Annotated in this window: 25 protein-coding genes and 1 other RNA gene; 12 read left to right on the top strand and 14 right to left on the bottom strand. The window is 35.3% G+C overall.

Annotated features, from left to right (window positions below; genetic code table 11):
* The first annotated feature begins 15 nt into the window (after positions 1-15).
* Together ISU02_RS12790 and trpA are read left to right on the top strand one after the other, a co-directional pair.
* Entirely contained in the window at positions 16-1,287 is a 1,272-nt protein-coding gene (locus ISU02_RS12790; RefSeq protein WP_194702225.1) for a PTS ascorbate transporter subunit IIC, read from the top strand.
* The gene (gene trpA, locus ISU02_RS12785; protein WP_194702224.1) at positions 1,287-2,027 is read left to right on the top strand and encodes a tryptophan synthase subunit alpha; all 741 of its coding nucleotides are present in this window, start codon (positions 1,287-1,289) and stop codon (positions 2,025-2,027) included. Before ISU02_RS12790 ends, trpA begins: the two co-directional genes overlap by 1 nt.
* Positions 2,028-2,240: 213 nt before the next feature.
* Here trpA and ISU02_RS12780 read toward each other — a convergent pair whose 3' ends face one another.
* From ISU02_RS12780 to ISU02_RS12765, 4 genes are all read right to left on the bottom strand, one after another.
* The gene (locus tag ISU02_RS12780) at positions 2,241-3,686 is read right to left on the bottom strand and encodes a flotillin family protein (RefSeq protein WP_194702223.1); all 1,446 of its coding nucleotides are present in this window, start codon (positions 3,684-3,686) and stop codon (positions 2,241-2,243) included.
* On the bottom strand, positions 3,676-4,272 hold the full coding sequence (locus ISU02_RS12775) for a hypothetical protein (protein WP_194702222.1): 597 nt from the start codon (positions 4,270-4,272) through the stop codon (positions 3,676-3,678). Before ISU02_RS12775 ends, ISU02_RS12780 begins: the two co-directional genes overlap by 11 nt.
* A gap of 157 nt (positions 4,273-4,429) precedes the next feature.
* Positions 4,430-4,714 carry a DUF2087 domain-containing protein gene (locus tag ISU02_RS12770; protein ID WP_194702221.1) on the bottom strand — a complete coding sequence of 95 codons (285 nt, stop codon included), beginning with the start codon at positions 4,712-4,714 and terminating at the stop codon, positions 4,430-4,432.
* Positions 4,715-4,964: 250 nt separating this feature from the next.
* Complete coding sequence (locus ISU02_RS12765) at positions 4,965-5,717, bottom strand: DUF2087 domain-containing protein (RefSeq protein WP_194702220.1); 753 nt, start codon at positions 5,715-5,717, stop codon at positions 4,965-4,967.
* Between the two features lie 266 nt (positions 5,718-5,983).
* Between ISU02_RS12765 and ISU02_RS12760 the strand changes: the two genes are divergently transcribed.
* The 4 genes from ISU02_RS12760 to ssrA all read left to right on the top strand — a co-directional run bounded on the left by ISU02_RS12760 (position 5,984) and on the right by ssrA (position 8,711).
* Positions 5,984-6,925: a DMT family transporter gene (locus ISU02_RS12760; protein WP_194702219.1), complete on the top strand. Its 942-nt coding sequence runs from the start codon at positions 5,984-5,986 to the stop codon at positions 6,923-6,925.
* A 127-nt stretch (positions 6,926-7,052) separates the two neighbouring features.
* Positions 7,053-7,703, top strand: coding sequence for a lactate utilization protein (locus ISU02_RS12755; RefSeq protein ID WP_194702218.1), 651 nt, complete (start codon positions 7,053-7,055; stop codon positions 7,701-7,703).
* A 168-nt stretch (positions 7,704-7,871) separates the two neighbouring features.
* Positions 7,872-8,333, top strand: coding sequence for an SsrA-binding protein SmpB (gene smpB / locus ISU02_RS12750; protein WP_194702217.1), 462 nt, complete (start codon positions 7,872-7,874; stop codon positions 8,331-8,333).
* 14 nt (positions 8,334-8,347) lie between these two features.
* Positions 8,348-8,711, top strand: a transfer-messenger RNA (tmRNA) gene (ssrA, locus tag ISU02_RS12745).
* 78 nt (positions 8,712-8,789) lie between these two features.
* Here the strand turns inward: ssrA and ISU02_RS12740 are convergent.
* The 10 genes from ISU02_RS12740 to ISU02_RS12695 form a co-directional block, all read right to left on the bottom strand.
* Complete coding sequence (locus ISU02_RS12740) at positions 8,790-9,347, bottom strand: tyrosine-type recombinase/integrase (protein WP_407646439.1); 558 nt, start codon at positions 9,345-9,347, stop codon at positions 8,790-8,792.
* A gap of 316 nt (positions 9,348-9,663) precedes the next feature.
* Positions 9,664-9,936: a hypothetical protein gene (locus ISU02_RS12735; protein WP_194702216.1), complete on the bottom strand. Its 273-nt coding sequence runs from the start codon at positions 9,934-9,936 to the stop codon at positions 9,664-9,666.
* Positions 9,937-9,961: 25 nt separating this feature from the next.
* Complete coding sequence (locus ISU02_RS12730) at positions 9,962-10,459, bottom strand: ImmA/IrrE family metallo-endopeptidase (RefSeq protein ID WP_194702215.1); 498 nt, start codon at positions 10,457-10,459, stop codon at positions 9,962-9,964.
* A gap of 451 nt (positions 10,460-10,910) precedes the next feature.
* Positions 10,911-12,815, bottom strand: coding sequence for a DUF3732 domain-containing protein (locus ISU02_RS24345; protein WP_194702214.1), 1,905 nt, complete (start codon positions 12,813-12,815; stop codon positions 10,911-10,913).
* Entirely contained in the window at positions 12,815-13,303 is a 489-nt protein-coding gene (locus ISU02_RS12720) for a three component ABC system middle component (protein WP_194702213.1), read from the bottom strand. The genes ISU02_RS24345 and ISU02_RS12720 overlap by 1 nt, the downstream gene beginning before the upstream one ends.
* Positions 13,304-14,506: an ABC-three component system protein gene (locus tag ISU02_RS12715; protein WP_194702212.1), complete on the bottom strand. Its 1,203-nt coding sequence runs from the start codon at positions 14,504-14,506 to the stop codon at positions 13,304-13,306.
* A gap of 90 nt (positions 14,507-14,596) precedes the next feature.
* Positions 14,597-16,150 (bottom strand): restriction endonuclease, encoded by a 1,554-nt coding sequence (locus ISU02_RS12710; protein ID WP_194702211.1) that lies wholly within the window; start codon positions 16,148-16,150, stop codon positions 14,597-14,599.
* 97 nt (positions 16,151-16,247) lie between these two features.
* Complete coding sequence (locus ISU02_RS12705) at positions 16,248-16,805, bottom strand: hypothetical protein (protein WP_194702210.1); 558 nt, start codon at positions 16,803-16,805, stop codon at positions 16,248-16,250.
* A gap of 3 nt (positions 16,806-16,808) precedes the next feature.
* Complete coding sequence (locus ISU02_RS12700; protein WP_194702209.1) at positions 16,809-17,675, bottom strand: hypothetical protein; 867 nt, start codon at positions 17,673-17,675, stop codon at positions 16,809-16,811.
* Between the two features lie 107 nt (positions 17,676-17,782).
* On the bottom strand, positions 17,783-18,100 hold the full coding sequence (locus ISU02_RS12695) for a helix-turn-helix domain-containing protein (protein ID WP_194702208.1): 318 nt from the start codon (positions 18,098-18,100) through the stop codon (positions 17,783-17,785).
* 129 nt (positions 18,101-18,229) lie between these two features.
* Here ISU02_RS12695 and ISU02_RS12690 point away from each other — a divergent pair, with 129 nt between their 5' ends.
* The 6 genes from ISU02_RS12690 to ISU02_RS24340 all read left to right on the top strand — a co-directional run bounded on the left by ISU02_RS12690 (position 18,230) and on the right by ISU02_RS24340 (position 20,230).
* The gene (locus ISU02_RS12690; protein ID WP_228727813.1) at positions 18,230-18,433 is read left to right on the top strand and encodes a helix-turn-helix transcriptional regulator; all 204 of its coding nucleotides are present in this window, start codon (positions 18,230-18,232) and stop codon (positions 18,431-18,433) included.
* A gap of 110 nt (positions 18,434-18,543) precedes the next feature.
* Positions 18,544-18,702, top strand: coding sequence for a hypothetical protein (locus tag ISU02_RS12685; RefSeq protein ID WP_194702206.1), 159 nt, complete (start codon positions 18,544-18,546; stop codon positions 18,700-18,702).
* A gap of 46 nt (positions 18,703-18,748) precedes the next feature.
* Positions 18,749-18,994: a hypothetical protein gene (locus ISU02_RS12680; protein WP_207736291.1), complete on the top strand. Its 246-nt coding sequence runs from the start codon at positions 18,749-18,751 to the stop codon at positions 18,992-18,994.
* A gap of 608 nt (positions 18,995-19,602) precedes the next feature.
* The gene (locus ISU02_RS12670; RefSeq protein ID WP_194702203.1) at positions 19,603-19,893 is read left to right on the top strand and encodes a nucleotidyltransferase family protein; all 291 of its coding nucleotides are present in this window, start codon (positions 19,603-19,605) and stop codon (positions 19,891-19,893) included.
* A gap of 84 nt (positions 19,894-19,977) precedes the next feature.
* Positions 19,978-20,124 carry a hypothetical protein gene (locus ISU02_RS23965; protein WP_228727822.1) on the top strand — a complete coding sequence of 49 codons (147 nt, stop codon included), beginning with the start codon at positions 19,978-19,980 and terminating at the stop codon, positions 20,122-20,124.
* Positions 20,093-20,230, top strand: coding sequence for a HepT-like ribonuclease domain-containing protein (locus ISU02_RS24340; protein ID WP_228727812.1), 138 nt, complete (start codon positions 20,093-20,095; stop codon positions 20,228-20,230). The genes ISU02_RS23965 and ISU02_RS24340 overlap by 32 nt, the downstream gene beginning before the upstream one ends.
* Positions 20,231-20,745 lie beyond the last annotated feature (515 nt).

The following is a 20,745-nucleotide window of genomic DNA, read 5'->3' as shown; positions in this document are numbered from 1 at the left end:
AAATAGGGGGCTTTTATGAAATCAATACTACTTTATATAGCAGGTTTTTTTAGTGAAGCCGTTTTTCTTATCGGATTTGTGGCTTTATTGGGGCTTTTATTACAAAAGAAAAAGTTTAATGAAGTGCTTTCTGGAACTGTCAAAACGATGATTGGTTTTCTTCTGATCACTAATGGCGCCCAAAGCATGGGGATGACTTTATTACCGATCCAGCCTCTAATTCAAAAGATTATGGGATTGTCGATATCAACTATTGATATAGGCGGTTCAATTGGTTCGAGTATGTCTGTTTTCGGGGCTTCTGCAACGCTCATATTCGCTTTTGGATTTTTGACGAATGTTTTGATTGCAAGAGTGACACGATTTAGATATATTCATTTATCTGCACATGTCTCATTTTTTTATGCAGGTCTTATATCAGCGCTATTAACTGTTGGGACCGATTTATCTGCACTTTGGATTACCGTGACCGGCTCCTTGCTATTGGGGATATACTTGACTTTTACGTGTGCCTATATTGCACCTCTAATGAAAAATATACCTGGCGGCGAAGGGTTTACAATTGGGCACTCTTCATCAATCGGATGCTGGATTTCAGCTCAAATTGGCAAGATTGTCGGTAAGAATAGCAAGAGCATCGAAGAGATTAATTTACCTGAATCTCTGAGCTTTTTAAGGGAAACCAATATTGCGTTGAGCGTTATAATGACACTTATTTTCTTCATAGCTTCACTATTTGCAGGTCCATCCTTTGTGCAGGAAAATATTAGTGGTGGGAAAGATATCGTTATATTCTCAGTGCTTAACGGGTTGATGTTTGGACTTTGGATGACTGTAATCGTAACTGGGGTAAGAATGATGCTTTCTGAAATAGTGCCTGCTTTCCACGGGATTTCAGAGAAACTTGTACCCAATGCAGTGCCTGGATTAGATGTGCCTTTACTTTTTCCACTACACCCAACTTCTGTCATAGTTGGATTCTTGTCAAGCTTGACCGCTGGGATTATAGGAATGTTGATATTAGGTGCAATCAAGTATCCTGTTGTGGTTTTCCCAGCATTGATTCCTACATTCTTTACTGGTGCTGTCACGGCGATTTTCGGGAATTCAACTGGAGGGAGAAGAGGGGCAATTATAGGCTCTTTTGTAAATGGGCTCATTCTCATCTTTGGTCAAGCATTGCTTATTCCATACATTGGAGGATTTGAACCAGTTATGAGAGTTCTCTGTGAAACGGATTATGCATTTTATGGCCCATTATTTGGCTGGATCATAGGGGTATTTTAATGGTTTTTAATAAAAAAAATTGGATTACTTTCTATATGACGGCAGATTATCCAAATCGGGACCGATTTGTTGAGGTCTTAGACATTTTAGTGGAACAGGGCATGGACGTGCTTGAACTGGGCATTCCAGTGGAAAATCCAGTATTAGATGGTGTTTTAGTGAGGGAAACACATCGAAAAGTACTCAATCAAGGATTTAACGGTACCACTTTAAGCGCACTTTTACAGCTCATTAGAAATCGCCATGTGACTTTAAAGGTGGTAGTGATGTCATATGAAGCAGGTGTTAAAAAGTACGATTTGCTCAAAGCGTCATCTCTCTATGATGCGTTGCTTTGTCCGGATGCATTTTATAGTGAAAATGGAGAGACGACAGCTCTTGTACAAATGTATAACACGCAGATGTCCGATCAAGAAATCGACTTGAGATTAAATAATAATTCTTTTTTTGCTTACGTGATGTCATATGTTGGCGTTACAGGAAGTTTATCTCATGAATGTGATGATGACTATGGCCTGCTGATAGAAAAGTTACAGCAGAGAACCGATATTCCTATTCAAGTGGGATTTGGCATTAAGACGCCAAGTCAGGTAAGCACATTGTTTAAAAGAGGGGCAGATGGTGCGATTATAGGCAGTGAATTGATCAAAATTATAGATGAAAATAATGATGAGAAGTTAAGAAACTATGTAAGTGCGATTTGTAGTGAAAAAAGATACCCCATAAAGAGGGAAGCCTAAATAGAAATGGGAAGACTCAGCAGAAACTTAAAATTCAGCAGAAACTTGAAGAATCATCAGAAATTTAAAGATTAAATAGCAATATATAAGATTAAATGTGAAATTGAAAATGGATTGTACTAAAAAACAAGTTATAACTTTTTAAGCTACTAATGCTCAAAAGTCATAACTTGTTTTATTTTATAGCATGGTAGATCGGGATGAGATACTTTCTTACTCAGCAGTTGTAAAGTCAGTAGTCTCAGGGGCTTCTTGGGCAGCTAAATCCAATTCCGGTGCCGTAGATTTTTGAACATCTGCATGTGCTTTACCCAAATAACTTGGGATATCAAGTCCAGCCATGTTAAACATTTCATTTAGCGGTGGTATGGATTGCATCATACCAGACATAAATTTAGCTGTATTTGTTTTGCCATCATCACCGCCGAGATTGTCCCAAACAGTGATTTTATCAATTTTAATGTTTTTAATGGCTTCAACTTGTTTTTCAATGAGTTCAGGTAATTTGTCAACAACCATTAATTTCATAGCTTGATCAGCATCTCCTGCGGCTTCAACGATAGCCTTGAAACCATCTGCTTGTTTGACGAGCATTTCGTTAATACCTCTAGCTTGCGCTTCGAGTTTTAGGTAGATGGCATCCGCTTCACCTTTAGCATTGATTCTAATACGACTTGCTTCTGCTTCAGCGGCAATTTCAACACGTTCTTTCTCAATTTTAGCTTGGACGATTTGATCGGCTTCACGTGTTGCTTTTTCAAGTGCGGCACGTGCATTTTCAGCATCTTTTTGAGCCACATAGGATTCTTCAAGCGCTTTGGCCTGTTGTACTTTTTCTGCAGCCACAGCGTGTTTATTAGCAATGGCTTCCATTTCACGACGTTTTGCATCCGATTCAGCAACTTTAATTTTAGATTGGTTTTCACCTTCTACTGCGGTTGCATTGGCGTCAGCGACTTTAACCCTTTGATCCATCAAGGCCTGTGCTTCACCGATAGAACCATCTCTTGTTTTTTGAGATACAGAAATCTTGGCGTCATTCACAGCTTTTGCAGCGGCTTCTTTACCAAGTGCATCTATGTAACCAGATTCGTCGCTAATATCCGTGATATTTACGTTAATAAGTCTCAAACCAATTTTCTTAAGTTCAGATTCAACATTTCTCGAAACTTCTTCTAAGAATTTGTCACGGTCTGTGTTGATTTCTTCAATATCCATTGTTGCAACAACAAGACGTAATTGACCGAAGATAATGTCTTTAGAAAGCTCTTGAATCTCTTCATTTTTTAGCCCTAAAAGTCTTTCAGCGGCATTTTGCATAATATCAGCTTCTGTACTAATACCTACGGTAAATCTTGAAGGTACGTCAATACGAATATTCTGTTTTGAAAGTGCATTTTGAAGGTTGACTTCAATGGACATTGGCGTTAAATCTAAATAGCGATAGGATTGAATAACTGGCCAAACAAGCGTTGCGCCACCATGAATACATTTGGCACTTTTACTGCCAGTAGAACTTGCACCAATGAAGCCGTATTTGACAAGAATTTTATCAGAGGGACATTTTTTATAGCGCGACAGAATTGCGATGAGCAATCCAAATATAAAAATTGCTGCCAAAGATGTAAATATGACACCTGAAAAATTTTCAATGAACATTTTTTTCTCCTTTATTTTTAATAGTTGGGGAATAAGTTTCGACCAATAGCTGATTTGTACCGAATATAGCTACAACCTTTATTTTGATTCCCGTTTTGATCACACTGGATTCATCCGTTATTGCTTCAAGTTCTTTTAATGAACCTTGAACAGCGATCATGACCTTACCTACACCTTGTCTGTTCGGTGGGATGGGAATATAAACTTCACCAACCTGACCCAGTGCGTTATCAAAATTCAAGGTACCATTACGCTGCATTTTACTGATGAGTAAAAACATGCCCATGGAAATCATAACGAATATAAGTCCAATGACAATGGAAAATAACAGAGTCAGTATAATAGACATATTTTTGGAGAGTAACCAAAGACCACTCCAACCAAAAAAAGTGAAAAAGGCAACGATGTTTCTCACTGAAAATATGGTTATATGACTTGCTCCTGTGATATCAACATCGCCATCGGCATCGAAATCAGCATCCACTTCTCCAGAAAGACCAAAGATTGTCATGAGTGTTTGTATGACTAAAATGAGCGATGCGGGAATAGCGACATATAGATATACGTTTTCCAATGTAAATTGCATAAAATAAATCCTCCTTTCTATGGGTTTACCATCCAAAAGTATGATACCATAATTAAGAGGATTTGATATTAAAATAGTATTAAGTTAGACTTAAACAAATTATAATCAAGAGGACTATTTAAATGTAGTTAAGCTACTTTAGGTGTATTTTAGCGTTTCACTCAAGCGTATGCTTTACCCAGTACGCGGAACCATTAGGTTTTCTAATGAGGTATCCAGATGTAATTAAGCCACGTCTTAACAAGAAATAATCATTGAAAGTGTGCGCCGATGCAAGGATCAGATTTATTTCGTGTTCCGTATAAATGCGATTTGGTTCTAGATGGGTTGCGAGGAATTTATAGATAATTTCTTGTTTAAGCTTTTTTGTAGGCCAGGTCTTAATGCGACCTTCAGCGTCCAAAAATCGATTTAAGATGATTTGTTCTTCTTTGCTGAGCATGTTGTCCTCCTTTATAAATGTATTGATTTGGTAAGCCCTAAAAGTGCATGAGCGTTTTGAGTGCATTCTGTGTCGCCAGTTACTGTGAAGAGCGTATCAAAACCCAGTTTATGCCAAAATTGAAGTCCTTTCCAGTTCTTTAAGCTGACACCGACACCTATTTTACTAATGGGGTATTTAATATAAAGGGTTTCCATAAAACCGATTATTTTTAAAGGTCCTTTTTTAGTCAGAGGTGTAAATGAAGGCGTTATGACTTAAGCCAGTATTCTGCGCCATCTTTGGAGCGATCCATAAAGCCGTATTCGATGAGATAGCGTCTTAAAGTAACAAAGTCAGGATAGATGGCTTTCAAAATGGTATTGAGTTCTTTTTCAGTGTAGTGTTTTTGGGGATCAAGCGTGGCTGCTATTTGTTTTAAAATGACGAGCTTTTTCTTTTCTTTTGTGGAGAAGGTCTTGAGTTTCAAAGGTTCCAGTGAAGTAAACATGTGCTTAAGAATATCATTGGCTTCTTCCGTGGTAACTTGGTAACGGTCATCAATCATTGTGGCATGTGCGTGAATTGGTAAGAGTTCTGGACTGGATGAGCTTGCTTCAAATGCCAGCTCGTAAATGGCAAGAAAAACTTTAGCCTGCTTGGCTTTTTCTCTCATGGTAAAGCGAATATGCCGTATGGTGGAGGGGGAAAGGTTTAATGATTTTGCAATTTCCTTGTCAGGAATGCCCGAAGCCATGAGCATTAAAATTTCCTTTTGATTGTCCGTGATGGAAGTGAGTTTTTTATCTAGTGTCAAAAGCGCTTTGAGCCTTTGACCATGCTCATGTAAAATATGGTATTGGATTGCTTTCTCGGCTGTGAAAAAACGATTTTCAATTGGGAAGATTTCACCTGATTCGAAAAGTGCACCGCAGGTTATGCACTCGTAGCCGTCTTGCTCTACTACGTAACGATATCCTTTTTTTATGTTTTCTATATTGGCATAATGGTCGTTAATGTTCATTGGATCACCTCTATTTTTTTTGGTCAAGCTGTGAACAGCTTGTAAAATGAATTATCTAAGAAAAATATGTTTAAAGAATAAGTATGATCAAATATTAAATAAGTTTTAAAATGAAATACGATTACAAAATATATAAACATATTATACTAAAGTTTATTAATTTGATCAACTTATATCTAAAAAAGCTTGTACAGTATCTTTTTAAGAGTGACGATGGTCTTGATCTGTAGTATAATCAGTTGAGGATGGACAAAGGGGATGTTGAGATGGCAAGAGATGAAAATCTTGAAGTGGCCTATAAGGAGGCTGCAGAGGCAAGTGGATTAGGAAAAAGTTTCTTGAAGAAAAAAGGATTTCTTTATGCGATAATGGCCTCAAGCATTTATGCTTTTAATTCGATTCTAGGCAAAATGATTCTTGTGGAAGGTGTTGAACCTCTGTTACTCAGTTTTTATCAATATTTGATGGGAACAATAATTATATTAGTTGCTATTTTGCTGGTCGATAAAGATAAGTTTAAAATTACGAGGGTACAACTTAAGCAAATGGCTATTCAGGGCATCTTTGGCGCCTTTGGAACCAGTTTGTTGTTTTACTTGGCATTAAATCACTTAAATGCTGGAATTGCTTCAATGCTTCTGTTTACGAATCCAGTTTTTGTAACTGTTTTTTTCGCTATTACAGGCAAGAAAAAACTTGGAAAGGCAAATTATGTTGCACTTGTCTTTGCGATGATTGGCATTGTTCTTGTTTTGGATATCTTTGCAGTGAAGGGTTCAGAATTCTCGGTAATGGGTGTTGTATTTGGATTAGCGAGCGCATTGACGTATACGTTTTATAACCTCTACGCGGATTTTAAAATGGTTAAGATAGATCATTATGCCGTGCTTTTTTATACTTCTCTATTTGGCTTATTTGCTTCATGGATTTGTGTGATGGGCATACATGGCGCTGTTCCAATTCTGAGTTTGCATGTCCTCAAGTACATATCTATCATCGCGATATTTGCAGGTGTTTTACCCGTTATGTTTCTTTATAAATCCATTGAGCTTATTGGTTCAGAGAGGACGAGTATTGTGGCAACTCTTGAACTGCCTATAACGCTGATTATAGCTTTTCTGGTTTTAAAAGAACATCTCAATGGGATGCAAATTGGAGGGGCTTTACTGGTAATCTTATCTGTGATCTTGTTGCATCGTGGAGATTAGAGTGATTTTGCATTAATGTTCGATATAGAATGGATGGTATTTATAGATCAAAGAACTACAATCAAGAGGCTTTAGATAGATTTTCATCATATCAATTACAACTTAGAAGTAGAAGGGATTCAAAAGAATGAGTTTAGAGAACAAGACAGTTCAATTTTCGGATGTTCAAAAGGAAGTGGACGAGGTTATCCTTGCACTTAAAAGGCGTCATATAGCATGTCGTTATTTTGAAGATGCAGAGGCGTTATTAGAATATATAAGTAAGGCCGTTAAAGGTAAAGTTGTCGGTGTTGGAGATTCGATCACGTTTGAGGAAATTGAACTATACGATTTATTGAAAGTGCACAGTGGACGGTATTTAAACAAATATGATGAGCGTTTAACGAAGATAGAGAAACGCAAGCTTTATAGGGAAAACTTTTCAGCAGAAGTGTTCTTTTCAGGGATCAATGCACTGAGTATGTCAGGTAAAATTTATAATCTCGATGGCAACGGCAGTCGTGTGGCGCCGATTATTTATGGACCGGATAAGGTGTTTTTAATCTGTGGTACGAATAAACTGTGTCGCACTGATGAAGAAGCCGTATTGAGAGTGAGACAAAAAGCGGCACCGATGGATGCCGTGAGATTGGGGAAAAAGACGCCGTGTGCCATCACTGGAAAATGTGTGGACTGTCGTTCAAAAGAACGTATTTGTAATTACATGACGATAGTTGAAGGACAGTTTGATCCTGACCGAATAGAAGTCATTTTGCTTAAGGGTAGCTATGGGTACTAAAATTGTTTATTAAATTATGATTACTAAATGGCCGCAAGAATTGAAAAAGTGAATGGTTTATGCTAGAATGACAAGGTTCGGTAGATTAAATGCACTGTAAAGGCAATATAGTATATGCAACATGAACGCACTGTAAATGCGACGTATGTATTTGAAAGGAGGTAGCCTATGGCTGAATTTAAACTTATATCCAATAACAAAAAAGCCAGACATGACTACTTCATAGAAGATACCTATGAAGCTGGTATTGAGCTTTTTGGAACAGAAGTGAAATCCATCAGAGGCGGTAAAGCAAGTATTAAAGAGGCTTATGCTGAGATTAAAAATGGTGAAATGTTCATCGTCGGTATGAATATTACACCTTATGACCACGGCAATCAGTTCAACAGAGACCCTCTCAGAACAAGACGGCTTTTGTTACACAAGCGCGAGATCATCAAAATGGAAGATCTTAAAACACGTGATGGCTATACGCTTGTGCCACTTAGACTCTATATTAATCCAAGAGGTCTGGTCAAGCTTGAAATTGCGGTTGCTAAAGGGAAAAAGAATTATGACAAGCGTGATACAATTGCAAAGAAAGATGCTGAACGCAAGATTCAAAAAGCCTTGAAAGAGTATAACAGATAGGCAAACTCATTCATGGGGCCGTCTAGGTTTCGACAGGGATGATGCACTATTGTAAGCGAGCCGTGTTTCTTGGTCTGGGGTACACGTTAATGAACTGGACTACTTAAATATAATTGCAAACGAAAATTTTGCACTAGCTGCCTAATCGCAGCGTCACCCCTAGGCCTTATCTCAGCCGCCTAGGATGCTGACCTAAACCCTGCTGAGGTCTCTGTATCAGATGCTTTTCTAATTTGATATGGTAGTATAATAGAAATAGCTTGCTAGCGTGTGTGTCGTTAAACGTGCTTGTGAGCGAATTTTATGAAGCGACTGCGCTCGGAGAAAGTGATAGGAATTTGTTTTTGGACAGGGGTTCGATTCCCCTCGGCTCCACCAATAAAGAACGAACCTTTGCAAATGCAAGGGTTCGTTTGTTTTTTTGTTTTAATTCCCGCATAATTCCCGCACAAGTTTTTAGAAGCTGATAATTTCACTTAGAAGGTCGATGGCTTCAACCTGAGATTGCTTGTCAACGTGCGTATATATTTGAGCGGTGGTTTCGATCTTTTCATGGCCCATTAAGACTGCAGCTGTTTTTAGAGGCACACCTTTTTCTGCTAGAAGCGTACAGAAGGTATGCCTTAAACCATGAAAGACAACGACAAACTCGAAATTGAGTTCTGCTTGTTTTCTCTTCCAGTAATCATTAAGATGATCACCTCTTATAGCTGTGCAAGTATTAGAGGTAAAGAAAAAATTAGAGGGTTCAAACTTGATCCCTAACTTAAAATGTTTTTTCTTTTCTCTCAATACATGCTCTTTAATGGGTGCGATTAGATTCGTGGGAATGGGGATTTCTCTAATGCCTTTTTTAGTTTTAGGGTTGCTGATAACAATTTGGCTTGATTTAGTACCGTCATCCGCATACATAGTCACGCGATTGAGGGATTTGGTAACATGGATCAGATTATTTTTTAAGTCCACATCAGCATGTGTCAATGCACACAACTCTCCAATCCTAAGTCCAGTCATGAGGTCAAAGATATAGATGAATAGTTTGGCATCGTCTTTGTAAGCTTCTAAAAGCTTTGTTCTATCTTCTCTTGAGATATACTTTTGAGACGCCTTAGAGACGTATTTAGGCCGATTGACATTATCCAGAGGATTGAAAACGATTAACCTTTCTTTGATGCAATATCTGAAGAAGGTCGAGAGTAAAAGATAAACTCGATCGGCTGTGTAAGCACTGGGTATGCTGTTGATAAACTTTTGAAGCTCAATCGTTTTGAGATTAATAATCTTTGTTTTTATAATGGCACTGCCTTTAATCCAGTTTCGATAAATGCCTTCATATCCGGTTATAAGTGTTTTGAGTTATGGTTGGTTTGTGGATGACTTCAAGCCACTCGATGAAGTAATCGCCAAAGCCGATTTTATCAAAATCCAGTCCAAGCCCCTTTTTAACGTTTTCAAGGTACTGATCCCGTTTTAACTCCGATTCTTTTTTGGACTTGCCTAAAAATTCTTTTCGAATACGCTTTCCATCTGCATCAAATCCAACTGTGGCACTGGTACGAAAGTATTCAAAACCATTTTTCTCATAATTCGTCTTCTTTGCCATATGATCAACTCCTTTCGTAAAAATACTATAATGGTGTATACATATAAATAGAGGGTAGGGAAGTGAGTACCAAACTTCTTTTATCATCAACTTTCCAGTAAAGCCTTTCAAGACTCATGATGGTGAACTTCATGGTGATCATTTCCTCTGTGACTTTAAATGCCAGGGCAATATCTGCTATAGAGACACCCTTTTGTGACTTTAGATAACCTAATAGATCATATGTAGGGATAAGGTAATCACATGCCCATCTAATCGCACGAGATTCGTTTCTGTGGGTATTAAGTATATCCAGATATGACGAATAAGGCGAGAGCGATTTAGTCGTGATAGTGGTGAAGTAGTGACCTAGTTCATGCGCTAGGACGTGACGGAACTCTGTTTCGTCTTTGATGTCTTCATTCATGACGATGATCTCATCGCCTAAGTCCTTATAATAAAACCCTCTGATTTTAGAGGGAGGATCGGGGCGGTATTCGATGTGGATGCCTAGGGTGGTTATTATGTCTAGTAGTTTGGTCATTGATGTGGAACCTCCTAAATAAAAAAAGAAACAGAACACACGTTCTACAAAAATGATACTCTTTTTCCAAATGATTGTAAACAGCAAACTTAAAATTGTGCCCAAAAACAATCAAAAGCCCATCATTGGATGGGCTATAGGTTTGCAGCATCATAATTTGTTATGATCAGTTCACCATCGATATCATTTATCACTTCAACTTTAGAAGGTTCCTTTCCAAGGTAAACCCACCCAGCACCGGTGAGGCGATGAGACTTGCAGACAGGGATATAAAATTTTATAAAGAAAAAATACAACCGACAGCACGGATATTCACCAACATACCGGGAGCACCAGCAGATGTGCAATATCAGTTCACTATCGGTTGTAAAGTACAAAATTGATAAACTTAAAGCTCTTGGTTATATTGATAATACAATAAAAAACCTCGAACGATTAAAATGTTGTAATTTTATTGTATCCAGCTTTGTGGGATTAGTTTTGTACCATCCCACCACTTTTCTAAGACTGCATCTTGAAAATATTCTTCATCAATGTCAGCATGATCAACTATTATTACTTGAAGTCCACCATTTAGATCATTGACTTTATCAAAGATAAATCTATAAATCTCACGGATTTCACTACTATCGACATTTTCATGTCTAGTTTCTGGCGGAAAATAGACTTGAGAAGGTTGATCTAGAAATAGAAATCCTGGAACAGGACGTTTGTATGAAATAAAATATTTATGGAACGCAAATAGTGTAATCAGATGACTTCCCAGCCAGTTTGCACCGCTACCTAACTGCTCTAGCGGAACTGGTCTATCTCTGTCGACAATAATTGTGAGCTTATTCATATCAAATCTATATGGGAATTCAGAGTGCTCTAAGTTAAGCTCTTTTGCCCATACATTAATCCAAGCTGAAATAATGCTATTGCAGGACTCTTTTCTTTCTAAAACATCTTCTTGACTCAGAGCTTTGTCGATCTCATTAATCTGATATTCAAGTTCGGCCAATCTATCTAAATCCGATTGTCCTATGGTTTCTATGACTACACTTTCTAACCATAGGCTAATTCTTCCCAAAACTTTACTACGACGAGAATTTAAGTCCTTCATACTAAGAGCGTCATTATTGGCATTATAAAATGCTTCAATTTCGGACATCAATCTATTTCTAGCTTCTTTAAAATTTTCTCTCGCATCAATTAAACCATCAATATGTTTTCTAATATTAGGTCTTTCAGTTGTTACTGATGAAAGGCTTTCTGAAAGTTGTTCAATTGAATTCTTAATATCATGTGTAATATTTATAGAAGCATCAGTTGGCCTAGAACAAAATGGACAATGATTTTCATTAAAGTCAAGAGCGTCAAATAATCCTATTGAGGCTAATCTGTTTTTTTGATGGAGAATTTCAGTATTATACCCTTTTACTTGTCCAAGGTATTCCTCAGAGTTCCGAATTTCAATACTGATACGATCAATATCAGCTTGTACTTTTTCTAACTCAGTTTGTAATGCGGATAATCTGTCTAGTCCAGCAATTTCAACATCAGTTGGTTCCCAGTTTTGAATATCCAGCAATACAGATCGTAAAGAATCAAAATCAGTGTAATCAATGATCGTTGTAGAGGATAATAAACCTACATTTCTTGCCTCTTCAATTAATTGAGTAGCTCTATTAAGTCCATTACCTCTAAGAAGTTCGTTTTCTCGAATACTTTTTTGTAGTAATGTAGTCTCTCTTTTCAATCGAGTTCGTTCGGATTCTAGGGTCATAGCATTTTCATTTATGATTCCCAAAAAGTAGAGGATAGTATCCTTGATTGCCTGTGGCTGAAACGGTTCAGATTGACGATGGAATATAAATTTTTGAGATGCAATTTCATCTTGATTTTGTAACAAATAATACATGGTATGTTTAATATTTGCAGATAATGGATTTCTAGTTTGATTACTTGCTGGGATAAACTGATTTTCTGAAATCCCAAGTTCTCTAGTGAGAACGTTTACAAGAGATTCATTATCAATAGGCGAGAGCAACTTAAGATCGGTTGGAACAGAACTCATGTTTAAACTATATAAACAGGTGTTTGTGCTTGAATGGCCCCTGCTGGGATTCTCACGAGCGATAAATAAATATTTGTCACCATGACACAGATGTAATCCATACCATGCAACAGTATCACGAACAACACCTTCAGCGATATTACATGAGTTTCTACCAAAGCAGTATTCAATAATATCTCCTATAACAGATTTGCCCGTCTTAGACATTCCAGTAATGATATTAACTTGACCTAATTTAAAATCTAATTGACGAACTTCATTGTTCTTACCATAAAGGACTAACGATTTAATCTGCACTAAGGTCTCACCCCCCAAGCTATATAAATATTCTCAACTGAATTCATTCGGTAAAACCATTTTGCAAGATGTGATGATTTGCTTATTATTGAATCAATTTCGTCATCATCTTTAGAGTATCTTTTTATACTTGTACCTAGACTTTTAATAATACTCATCCCGTCAGAATTAATTGTAATAACATTTAATCTAAGCAGGAACTCTATTGCTTCATTTGTATAAGAAACAAGGCTTTTTGTTCTATGAGAAAACCCTATAAGTAAATGAGGGTTGCTTTCTATCCAAACAGACATTTTAGTTCGAGAGTTTATTACGTCTCGAGTACTTTTATGAAGAATTATCGGTAAAACAAGATATGCCAATGGAAAAGGAAAACTCATTTCTGATACTTTCTCATACTCAATAATCACAGAATAGAGAATCACTGAACAAAAAGATGGGTTTAATAGGTTTGCAACTTCTGGCGAGCGTTCATTCCAATCAATCATTTAGGACTCCTTTAGCAAGTGACATAATCTTTCATAGAAATCAAGATTCCAGCCTACTTTTAGTTTGTTGGATAGGGCATGGTATGTTCCACGCATTATGAATGCTTGATTTACTTGAGGTCTTATAGGTTTATTAAGATCTTCAACAGTTTTCAATAATTGTCTACCAGCTCTAGTTTTATCTGTTTCAGTGATACTATCACCATAATCTTCTAAATCTTCTTTCATTATTAGAAATAGACGTTTCCATTCATCTACTAATAAGTTTTCATATTTTGATAAATCATCGAGGTAAAGTAGGCTCTCTCTTACCCAGCGACTTCTTTGCATATAAGCATTATAATAATCTCTAATACATAATTTAAGACGATCATTTGAAACTGAAATTAGTTTTAACTGTTCAATGAATATTCTGTCCTGCTCAGGTAATGCACTTAAATCTTCTGCAGTAGGCTCGTAATAGATATCAATGTCAATTGGAAGAGAATCTGCCTTATATTCGCTTCCAATATCAAAAATTTGTTGCTGGAGCATGCTTTGGTGAATAAATACAGGCGTATCTGAACAAAGACCTTTAATCATCAGATTTATCCACCACCCAATCAGTTTATCGTATACCTTGGATTGGTATTGGGGAAGTGTGGCATATTTTACATATTTCAGTATTTTCTTTTCGATACCAGTAATATTTACTGATGAGTCGTGTATATGCATATTTGACACAAATTTTTCTTTGGTTTTATCATCAAGATCAGAAAATCTTTTGTAATAACTTAGATTTGTTTTAGATGTATTTGTTGTTGCAATTGTAATTAAATCAGCTAAAGCTTGTTGCGTATTTCTTGATGGATTATCTGTTAGATAATATGGGATTGAATCAAGAGTAGATTTAGCCGTTGTAACTATAACAAATTTTGTATTCTCAACATCAGCACTTGTGGACGAAATGTAATCACACCAGCTGTTTATTGTTCTCCAAAGATCGGTACTAGTATTGGTTAAAGTACCTATTCTATTAATTTGGTGCTTGGTTTGAACCAATGTTGAGGGGATATCATCTTCTCCGAATGAAACATCGTCAAACTTTTCAATGCATAACTTCGAGTTTGGGTTGACTTCTTCCAGAAGCAATAGTAAAGCCATGTATAATTGATATAAGTAGCCGATCAACTGACCTGATGCATCATGAGTAATATTTGACATATGCTTCTCCTTTCTTACAGTATTTAAAGATATTTTGATTATACCAGAAAGAACGAACGTATGTTCTTTTGATTTTAAGAAAGGATATACTTATTTTTTCTTTGTTGCTATTGTCACATCATATCCATGTCGGTTGAACATGTGAATCAACTCAGCGCCACTTATCAAAGTTAAAGGCTTGTCTTTTACAAACTCGATTGAGTCTTTACCATATGTGGATGTAGTAACTAGAATGCCCTTAACAGCGCCTTCATTCATAACGGTACCATATAAATCTCTAACAGCACTTACTCCAACTACGTTATTATAACGTTTTGCCTGGATGACATACTTTCCACCTTTAATTGGATCTGGATCAAAGATGATAGCATCAACTCCTGCATCTCTAGACGCCTGAGTGACTTTAACATCAACACCTTCGCCAGAGAATCCTTTCGCGAAAAGATCACGGACAAGAACCTCAAATTTTTGCCAGTCCATTTCAGCCAAATTATTAGAAGGATCTATACCGTCAATTACCTCATCAGATTCAATGATTCTGTGATCATTTCTATCAAGTTGGAGAATTGGTTTAACCGGTGCCAAATTGATAAATTCACTTGCAACAATACCTTTAAGTCCATGGATGCAATCTCTAGCAGATACATTTTTCAGATTTAATGAATTAAAATATTCTTTCTCAGCTTGAATTGACACGATACACGAACGCACGTCTTGACCGGTTTTTGTGTCTATGCTATCCACATAACCATTAAAAACTACAAAATCAAGTGCATCAATGTATACGGATTCAAATACTTCATGGATAGTACGAATCGTAATTTGAGAAACAACTTCATCGTAGAGTATTTTGAAATCATTTTTTTTCATTACTTTTTCTGTAATTTCATTCCTTGACGCCACGTATTTATACTCAATCACTTTAGGTAAGGTATCTGGATTAGGTAAATCCACATTTAAAATTACTGTTCGGCGATCGGGAATATAACTTATATCGTAATTAAGTGATAGTGACTCAGGATATACAGAACGAGAAAAAACTTGATCCAAATAGTGTTCAATAGCCTCTGGATCATGTGAATCAAAAGCAGCTTGAAGTTTTTCAATATCATCATTATGCTTTGCTTGATCTTCATAGTACTCAGACTTCTCTAAATCATGGGCTTCTTTTGCTTTTTTCTTTTCCTCATCATACATTTTCAGATCATTAAGATAGTTTTCTGCAGCTTCAGCTTCAAGTTTTTCTCGTTTAATAGTTTTAGATTTAAAGAGGATTTCCCAAAAACTTTTTTTAGGAACATTTAAGTAATATGAGCTCTCAACAGGAGGTGATATTTTATAGTTGAAGTTCTTGAAACGAGTAAAGTCCTTCAGCTCATCCCAGTCAAAGCGATCGTCAATACTAAGTGTATCCATAAGAATATTGTTCAAAGCGTAAAACTCGTCATTTGCTTGTTGCGTAAGTTCAGCTGCTTGACTCAAACCATTTTCTTTAGTCTGTTGTTTCTGCATTCTTTCAGCACGTTTTCGCCAAGATTCATATTTGTTTGCTTTTCGAGTCTTGAAAGTAAAAAGATCATTAGACTTGATTAATGCAATTTCTCCAGTGTAAGGATCGCGTATTTTTTCCTCAAAATTTGCCATAAAATCTCCTCTTAAAATTTATATAATTGTGCCTAAGTAAAAATGACCATAACAATCCGTACCCATTCCGGTGTACGACACCAAAAGAGGTACTTTATTAAGAGTGCTTATTCTCAAAGTGGTTCGTATATAGTGGTATAGTTGTAAAAATTAAGTCAATTACACAAATTAAACCATATATAAGGATAAAAAGCTTAAATATTCCATTGGCTTTATTTAGTGATTGTTCTGTATTAAAAGTAAATATGAATGTATTTGAATTTTCTAATATCATATTTGTAAAAAATAGCAAAGAAGAAAATATTATGCGTTTTAAATTTAACCCTAAAGTGCTTTTTATAACGGACAATTTTTCTTTTAAAAGATCATCATCAGAACATAATTCATAATACTCTTCAAATTTCTCAGATGAGGAAAAAATAATTGTTAGTGCTATTGCCCAAAATGTGCATAAGGTAATGTTGAAAATATTGTAGTTATTAATTAATTCTAAGTTAATAATTGAAGGATTAATTATAATGAGGGAAAAACTTATTAATAACACAGCAAATACGTCAAACAGTCTACGACCAAAAGTTTTTATGTTTTTTAGAGTGAATAGTTTTTGATGAGGTTTTATCATACTTAGCAAAAATTCTTTTAATAAAGGGATCATATGTTACTCCTTTATAATATCAACTATTTTCCCGAAAACTTGAATGGCTTTCTTATCTTTATTTTTAAAAGCTTCTTGAATGTCGTCGTCCCCAATTATTTTTTGGATATGTTTTTCACTCTCAAAGGTAAATCGTTCTTGATCCTTTATACCTATCATTTTCCACCGACCACCACCATTAGCTATATATTTTATAGCGTCTTTAAGCTCTTTATTTTTGTCTTCAATACACAATGATTCGGTTTTGTTTTTTAAACTTATATTAGAAAAAGTGTTATTATATTTCTTTTTTATAGCTTTCAAAAAATCGTTTGTAGAGAGCCAACCTTCAAATAAATTAGGTGAATTTAAACTCATTGATAGTTCATTTATTTTTTCAAATGTTTCTACAGACGCCCAAAAGTCATCTTCAACAAGCATAGGATTTAAGGTGACTTCATAGGAGTAAAATCTCGCTTTTTCATTTAAAAACAAGGAAATAATATTTGCGCAAATACCAGTATATTCAAAAATCAAGTAATTATGTTCAATCAAAAATATTTGTTTTTTGGTATCAAGTAACACATTGACATATGGAAAATCAGGTACATTCGATTCTTCAATGTCTCGTTCTTTAGGTTCATGAAGTTCTATTTCTTTTTCTTTACAGATTTTTAATAATTGATATCTATCGTCAAAAGCATCAATACTGTATATCCAATATGATTTGTTATGATAAATGATCTTTTCTTTTATTTCAATTTTTAAATTAGAAAAATAGTCGATAACTAATTGTTCTTTTTTTTCAATTGGATATTTTCCACTTATGTAATCAATGGAGATTTGATCATTGCAAGGAACTATAAAATATCTGTAGGGATTAAATAGCATTTTTGATACCTCCAGTACTACTGAATTAAATAGTTAATAATAGCAAATATAACCATGAATAACTTCAGAAAAAGAGCCTTACAGCTCCTATTCTCAATTATTAAATTCTATTTCTTGCTCAAGTTCTTATCACGCATGTTTTGGATCATCTGATGAACCAATTTGAGATCATCTTCTGTTAAACCTTCAGTAGAGTTGAAAGCGAGAATATCTTCGGTATATTTCTTAATATCAGTTCGTCCCAAAAGATAATCAAGTGACACGTCAAAAAAATCAGCTAATGATTTTAATGTATCATTATCAGGCTGCCTTTTATCAAGTTCATAATGAGCATTAGTCCCACGAGGAATTTTTAGCAATTGAGATATCTCATTTTGGGTTAAATTTTTTTCATTACGAAGTTCTCGAAGCCTTGTTCCTAACATATTTTCACCTCATATATAGTATAAATAATAGAGTCGCAAACTGCAACAAATGTAACAAAAAGGAATAAAAACTGATTTACAGTAGCTAAAAGCGACATTGCAATAAAATTGCAGTAGTGTTTTGGAACATTGAAAGGAGGGGGGATACTTAATCTTGAAGAGTTAAGAGAAAAGATGGAGTTGACTCAAAAAGAAGTGGCAGACGGTTGTGAGATATCTAGAAACTATTATTGTCAGATCGAAAATGAAGTTCGAAAACCATCTGTTCCTGTGGCAAAAAAATTGCTGAGTTTTTTAAAATTGAGTAGACCTTTTTTAAAATTAGAATTGTAGCGTATTGCGATAATTTCATAATAAAAGGAGGTCGATAAAACCATCCACTTCTACAAACTGTTGAAGTTCGCAAGGGATAAAGAAGGTCTTTCACAGGATGTTAGTTGGGCATGAGTCAGAGCAATTACAGTAAGTGTGAGCGCGGTACTCAGGAGTTTCCATCTGATTTAGTCGAAAAAGTCATAGAAATTGTGAGAGAGGCGAGGTTAAAGGTTGAATATACCACTGATAGAGAGCTTGGTCTTTTTAATATGCCACTTCTTGAATAATGTGGATGAAAATTATACCACTGTTCTGGATTGTTTGATCGAGGAAATGAAAAAGGCGAGTGAGAGTGCTAAGGCGATCAAGAAGATGACGAGAAATAAGAGGGCTTGTCAATATTTGTCGGTGAGTGAGCAGGATGATTTTTTTTATCATCAGTTACAGATTGCTGATCTACATATGGCACTGAGTTTTAATTTCTTGAAGGCTGCTGAGGTGTTTGATCTTGATTTGACGAGGGTTCAGAAAGAGTTGGTGATGAAGTATAAGGATAGGCGGTGTTATGCTGAAGAGTAGGAGATTTGAGCGTTTGCTTTATATGTTGATTTTAGGAAAAAACCAACGTTGACAGATACACAAATTATTGACTCAAATGTAATATTCAAAATAACTCAAAGTAAATACAAAGAAATTTTTTATAGGTTGATTGAGTCAAATAGAATCAGAATTCTTGTACATTCATTCCAAATCTAAGAGTGTTAATGAATATTATTCAAACACTCTTAGATTTGGAATGAATGAAAATGCTGAGTTTTACAACTATTCTTCGATTCCTTTTTTAAACGAGTATGAAGCAAAGGAGAGAATTCATGTACAAAAGAAAATGATTGATGCGTTAGCACAAGGAACATACAAGATTGACTCAAATGATATTATTCCGCTACATAAGGAATACTTGAATGAAATTCTCCTTATAATTGGAGAACTGAATTTAAAAACTCGAAAAACTAAGACAATGCAAGTAAATTCAAGTAAAAGGCTAGACTTATATATGAACCATAATTACATAATAGCCGGAAACTATTTTTAGGTTATTATTAGTCAAAAAAATAAAAATAAGGTATAATATGATCATATTATACCTGTTGCATTGAACAGTTTTTTGATAGATTGGAGTGACTAAAATGCTTCTAAGTGAAATATTAGAAAAAAAAGATGAAATTCATAAAATAGTCCAGAAGAACAAGGGAAATCAAGTGAAAGTTTTCGGTTCAACTGTTAATGGTAATGCAACTGATCAAAGTGATTTGGATTTTTTAGTGAAGTTCAGAGACGATGCCTCATTATTTGATCTTGTCGAAATCAAGCTTGAGTTAGAAGAATTGTTTAATAAAAAAGTGGATGTTGTCTCTGAAGATGGGCTAAAGGACAATGAAATCGGTAGAAATATTAATAGGAGCGCTTTGTTAATATGAGTAGAGATTTTGTTTATATCGGACAGATATTAGAAGCTATAGATAAGGTTCAAAAGTATACCATTGAAGGACGGGATGTTTTTTATGAAACGCTCATCATCTAGGATGCAGTTATTTGGAATATCGAAATTATTGGAGAAATTGCCAAAAGGATATCAAGTGAGTTTAAAGACAATTACAATGAAGTCCCTTGGAAAAAATGGCAGATATAAGGGATGTATTGATCCATGATTATGACAGTATTGATATGAGTATTGTTTGGAATGTTATTTCAATAGAGCTTCCTAAAATCAAAGAGATACTCAACAATATTAATTTGATAGAGAATGATTTATAATATATGATTCATCTTTTCACCGTTTGTGCAAAAGTTGGGAGCCCCTCGGCTCAATCAAGAAAGACGGTCAAGAAAGCTAACATGGCTAAAGCGCCACTGTTATCAAGCTTTCTTGGCCTTTTTACTTTAATTTACGAATTTTAAACTGGAGTCAAATAGTTAGCTCTGATTCTATGGAAGTTAAATGTAAATATATGAATTGGTATTGGTGGGCGACACCAGAAGAAGCAAAAATTATCTTCACAATTTATTAAACAGACATCATGGACTCAAAAACAATTGCCAGTATAATTAAGCGACAAGTCTTAGTTTGACTTAACAGTCTACAGATTTGCCGTTTTTTTTTGACTCAAAACAGAAAGAGAGGAAAAAGAGATGGCTAAATTTTTATATATGATTTTGAATTAAAGTGCTAGGGCAGTTTTACTCATTCTACCGTCTTGTTTAAAAATAATCTTCAATCAGACTCTCCTATTTTTGTTAAGATATGCTGCATTAAATAACACAATAAGTAA

This window comes from Fusibacter ferrireducens (genome assembly GCF_015352425.1).
Lineage (GTDB): Bacteria > Bacillota > Clostridia > Peptostreptococcales > Acidaminobacteraceae > Fusibacter_A > Fusibacter_A ferrireducens.
This window is presented reverse-complemented; position numbering and strand designations above follow the sequence as displayed.

Coding starts and splice junctions, on each gene's coding strand:
- ISU02_RS12670 (WP_194702203.1), top strand. CDS start 19,603: ATGCTTCTAAGTGAAATATTAGAAAAAAAAGATGAAATTCATAAAATA.
- ISU02_RS12685 (WP_194702206.1), top strand. CDS start 18,544: ATGAGTCAGAGCAATTACAGTAAGTGTGAGCGCGGTACTCAGGAGTTT.
- ISU02_RS12720 (WP_194702213.1), bottom strand. CDS start 13,303: ATGATTGATTGGAATGAACGCTCGCCAGAAGTTGCAAACCTATTAAAC.
- ISU02_RS12770 (WP_194702221.1), bottom strand. CDS start 4,714: ATGCTCAGCAAAGAAGAACAAATCATCTTAAATCGATTTTTGGACGCT.
- ISU02_RS12755 (WP_194702218.1), top strand. CDS start 7,053: ATGAGTTTAGAGAACAAGACAGTTCAATTTTCGGATGTTCAAAAGGAA.
- ISU02_RS12765 (WP_194702220.1), bottom strand. CDS start 5,717: ATGAACATTAACGACCATTATGCCAATATAGAAAACATAAAAAAAGGA.
- ISU02_RS12695 (WP_194702208.1), bottom strand. CDS start 18,100: ATGTTAGGAACAAGGCTTCGAGAACTTCGTAATGAAAAAAATTTAACC.
- ISU02_RS12740 (WP_407646439.1), bottom strand. CDS start 9,347: ATGACTGGACTTAGGATTGGAGAGTTGTGTGCATTGACACATGCTGAT.
- ISU02_RS12680 (WP_207736291.1), top strand. CDS start 18,749: ATGAAAAAGGCGAGTGAGAGTGCTAAGGCGATCAAGAAGATGACGAGA.
- ISU02_RS12775 (WP_194702222.1), bottom strand. CDS start 4,272: ATGCAATTTACATTGGAAAACGTATATCTATATGTCGCTATTCCCGCA.
- smpB (WP_194702217.1), top strand. CDS start 7,872: ATGGCTGAATTTAAACTTATATCCAATAACAAAAAAGCCAGACATGAC.
- ISU02_RS12705 (WP_194702210.1), bottom strand. CDS start 16,805: ATGATCCCTTTATTAAAAGAATTTTTGCTAAGTATGATAAAACCTCAT.
- ISU02_RS12735 (WP_194702216.1), bottom strand. CDS start 9,936: ATGGCAAAGAAGACGAATTATGAGAAAAATGGTTTTGAATACTTTCGT.
- ISU02_RS12715 (WP_194702212.1), bottom strand. CDS start 14,506: ATGTCAAATATTACTCATGATGCATCAGGTCAGTTGATCGGCTACTTA.
- ISU02_RS12700 (WP_194702209.1), bottom strand. CDS start 17,675: ATGCTATTTAATCCCTACAGATATTTTATAGTTCCTTGCAATGATCAA.
- ISU02_RS23965 (WP_228727822.1), top strand. CDS start 19,978: ATGAAACGCTCATCATCTAGGATGCAGTTATTTGGAATATCGAAATTA.
- ISU02_RS24340 (WP_228727812.1), top strand. CDS start 20,093: ATGGCAGATATAAGGGATGTATTGATCCATGATTATGACAGTATTGAT.
- ISU02_RS12790 (WP_194702225.1), top strand. CDS start 16: ATGAAATCAATACTACTTTATATAGCAGGTTTTTTTAGTGAAGCCGTT.
- ISU02_RS12760 (WP_194702219.1), top strand. CDS start 5,984: ATGGCAAGAGATGAAAATCTTGAAGTGGCCTATAAGGAGGCTGCAGAG.
- ISU02_RS12730 (WP_194702215.1), bottom strand. CDS start 10,459: ATGACCAAACTACTAGACATAATAACCACCCTAGGCATCCACATCGAA.
- ISU02_RS12710 (WP_194702211.1), bottom strand. CDS start 16,150: ATGGCAAATTTTGAGGAAAAAATACGCGATCCTTACACTGGAGAAATT.
- ISU02_RS12780 (WP_194702223.1), bottom strand. CDS start 3,686: ATGTTCATTGAAAATTTTTCAGGTGTCATATTTACATCTTTGGCAGCA.
- trpA (WP_194702224.1), top strand. CDS start 1,287: ATGGTTTTTAATAAAAAAAATTGGATTACTTTCTATATGACGGCAGAT.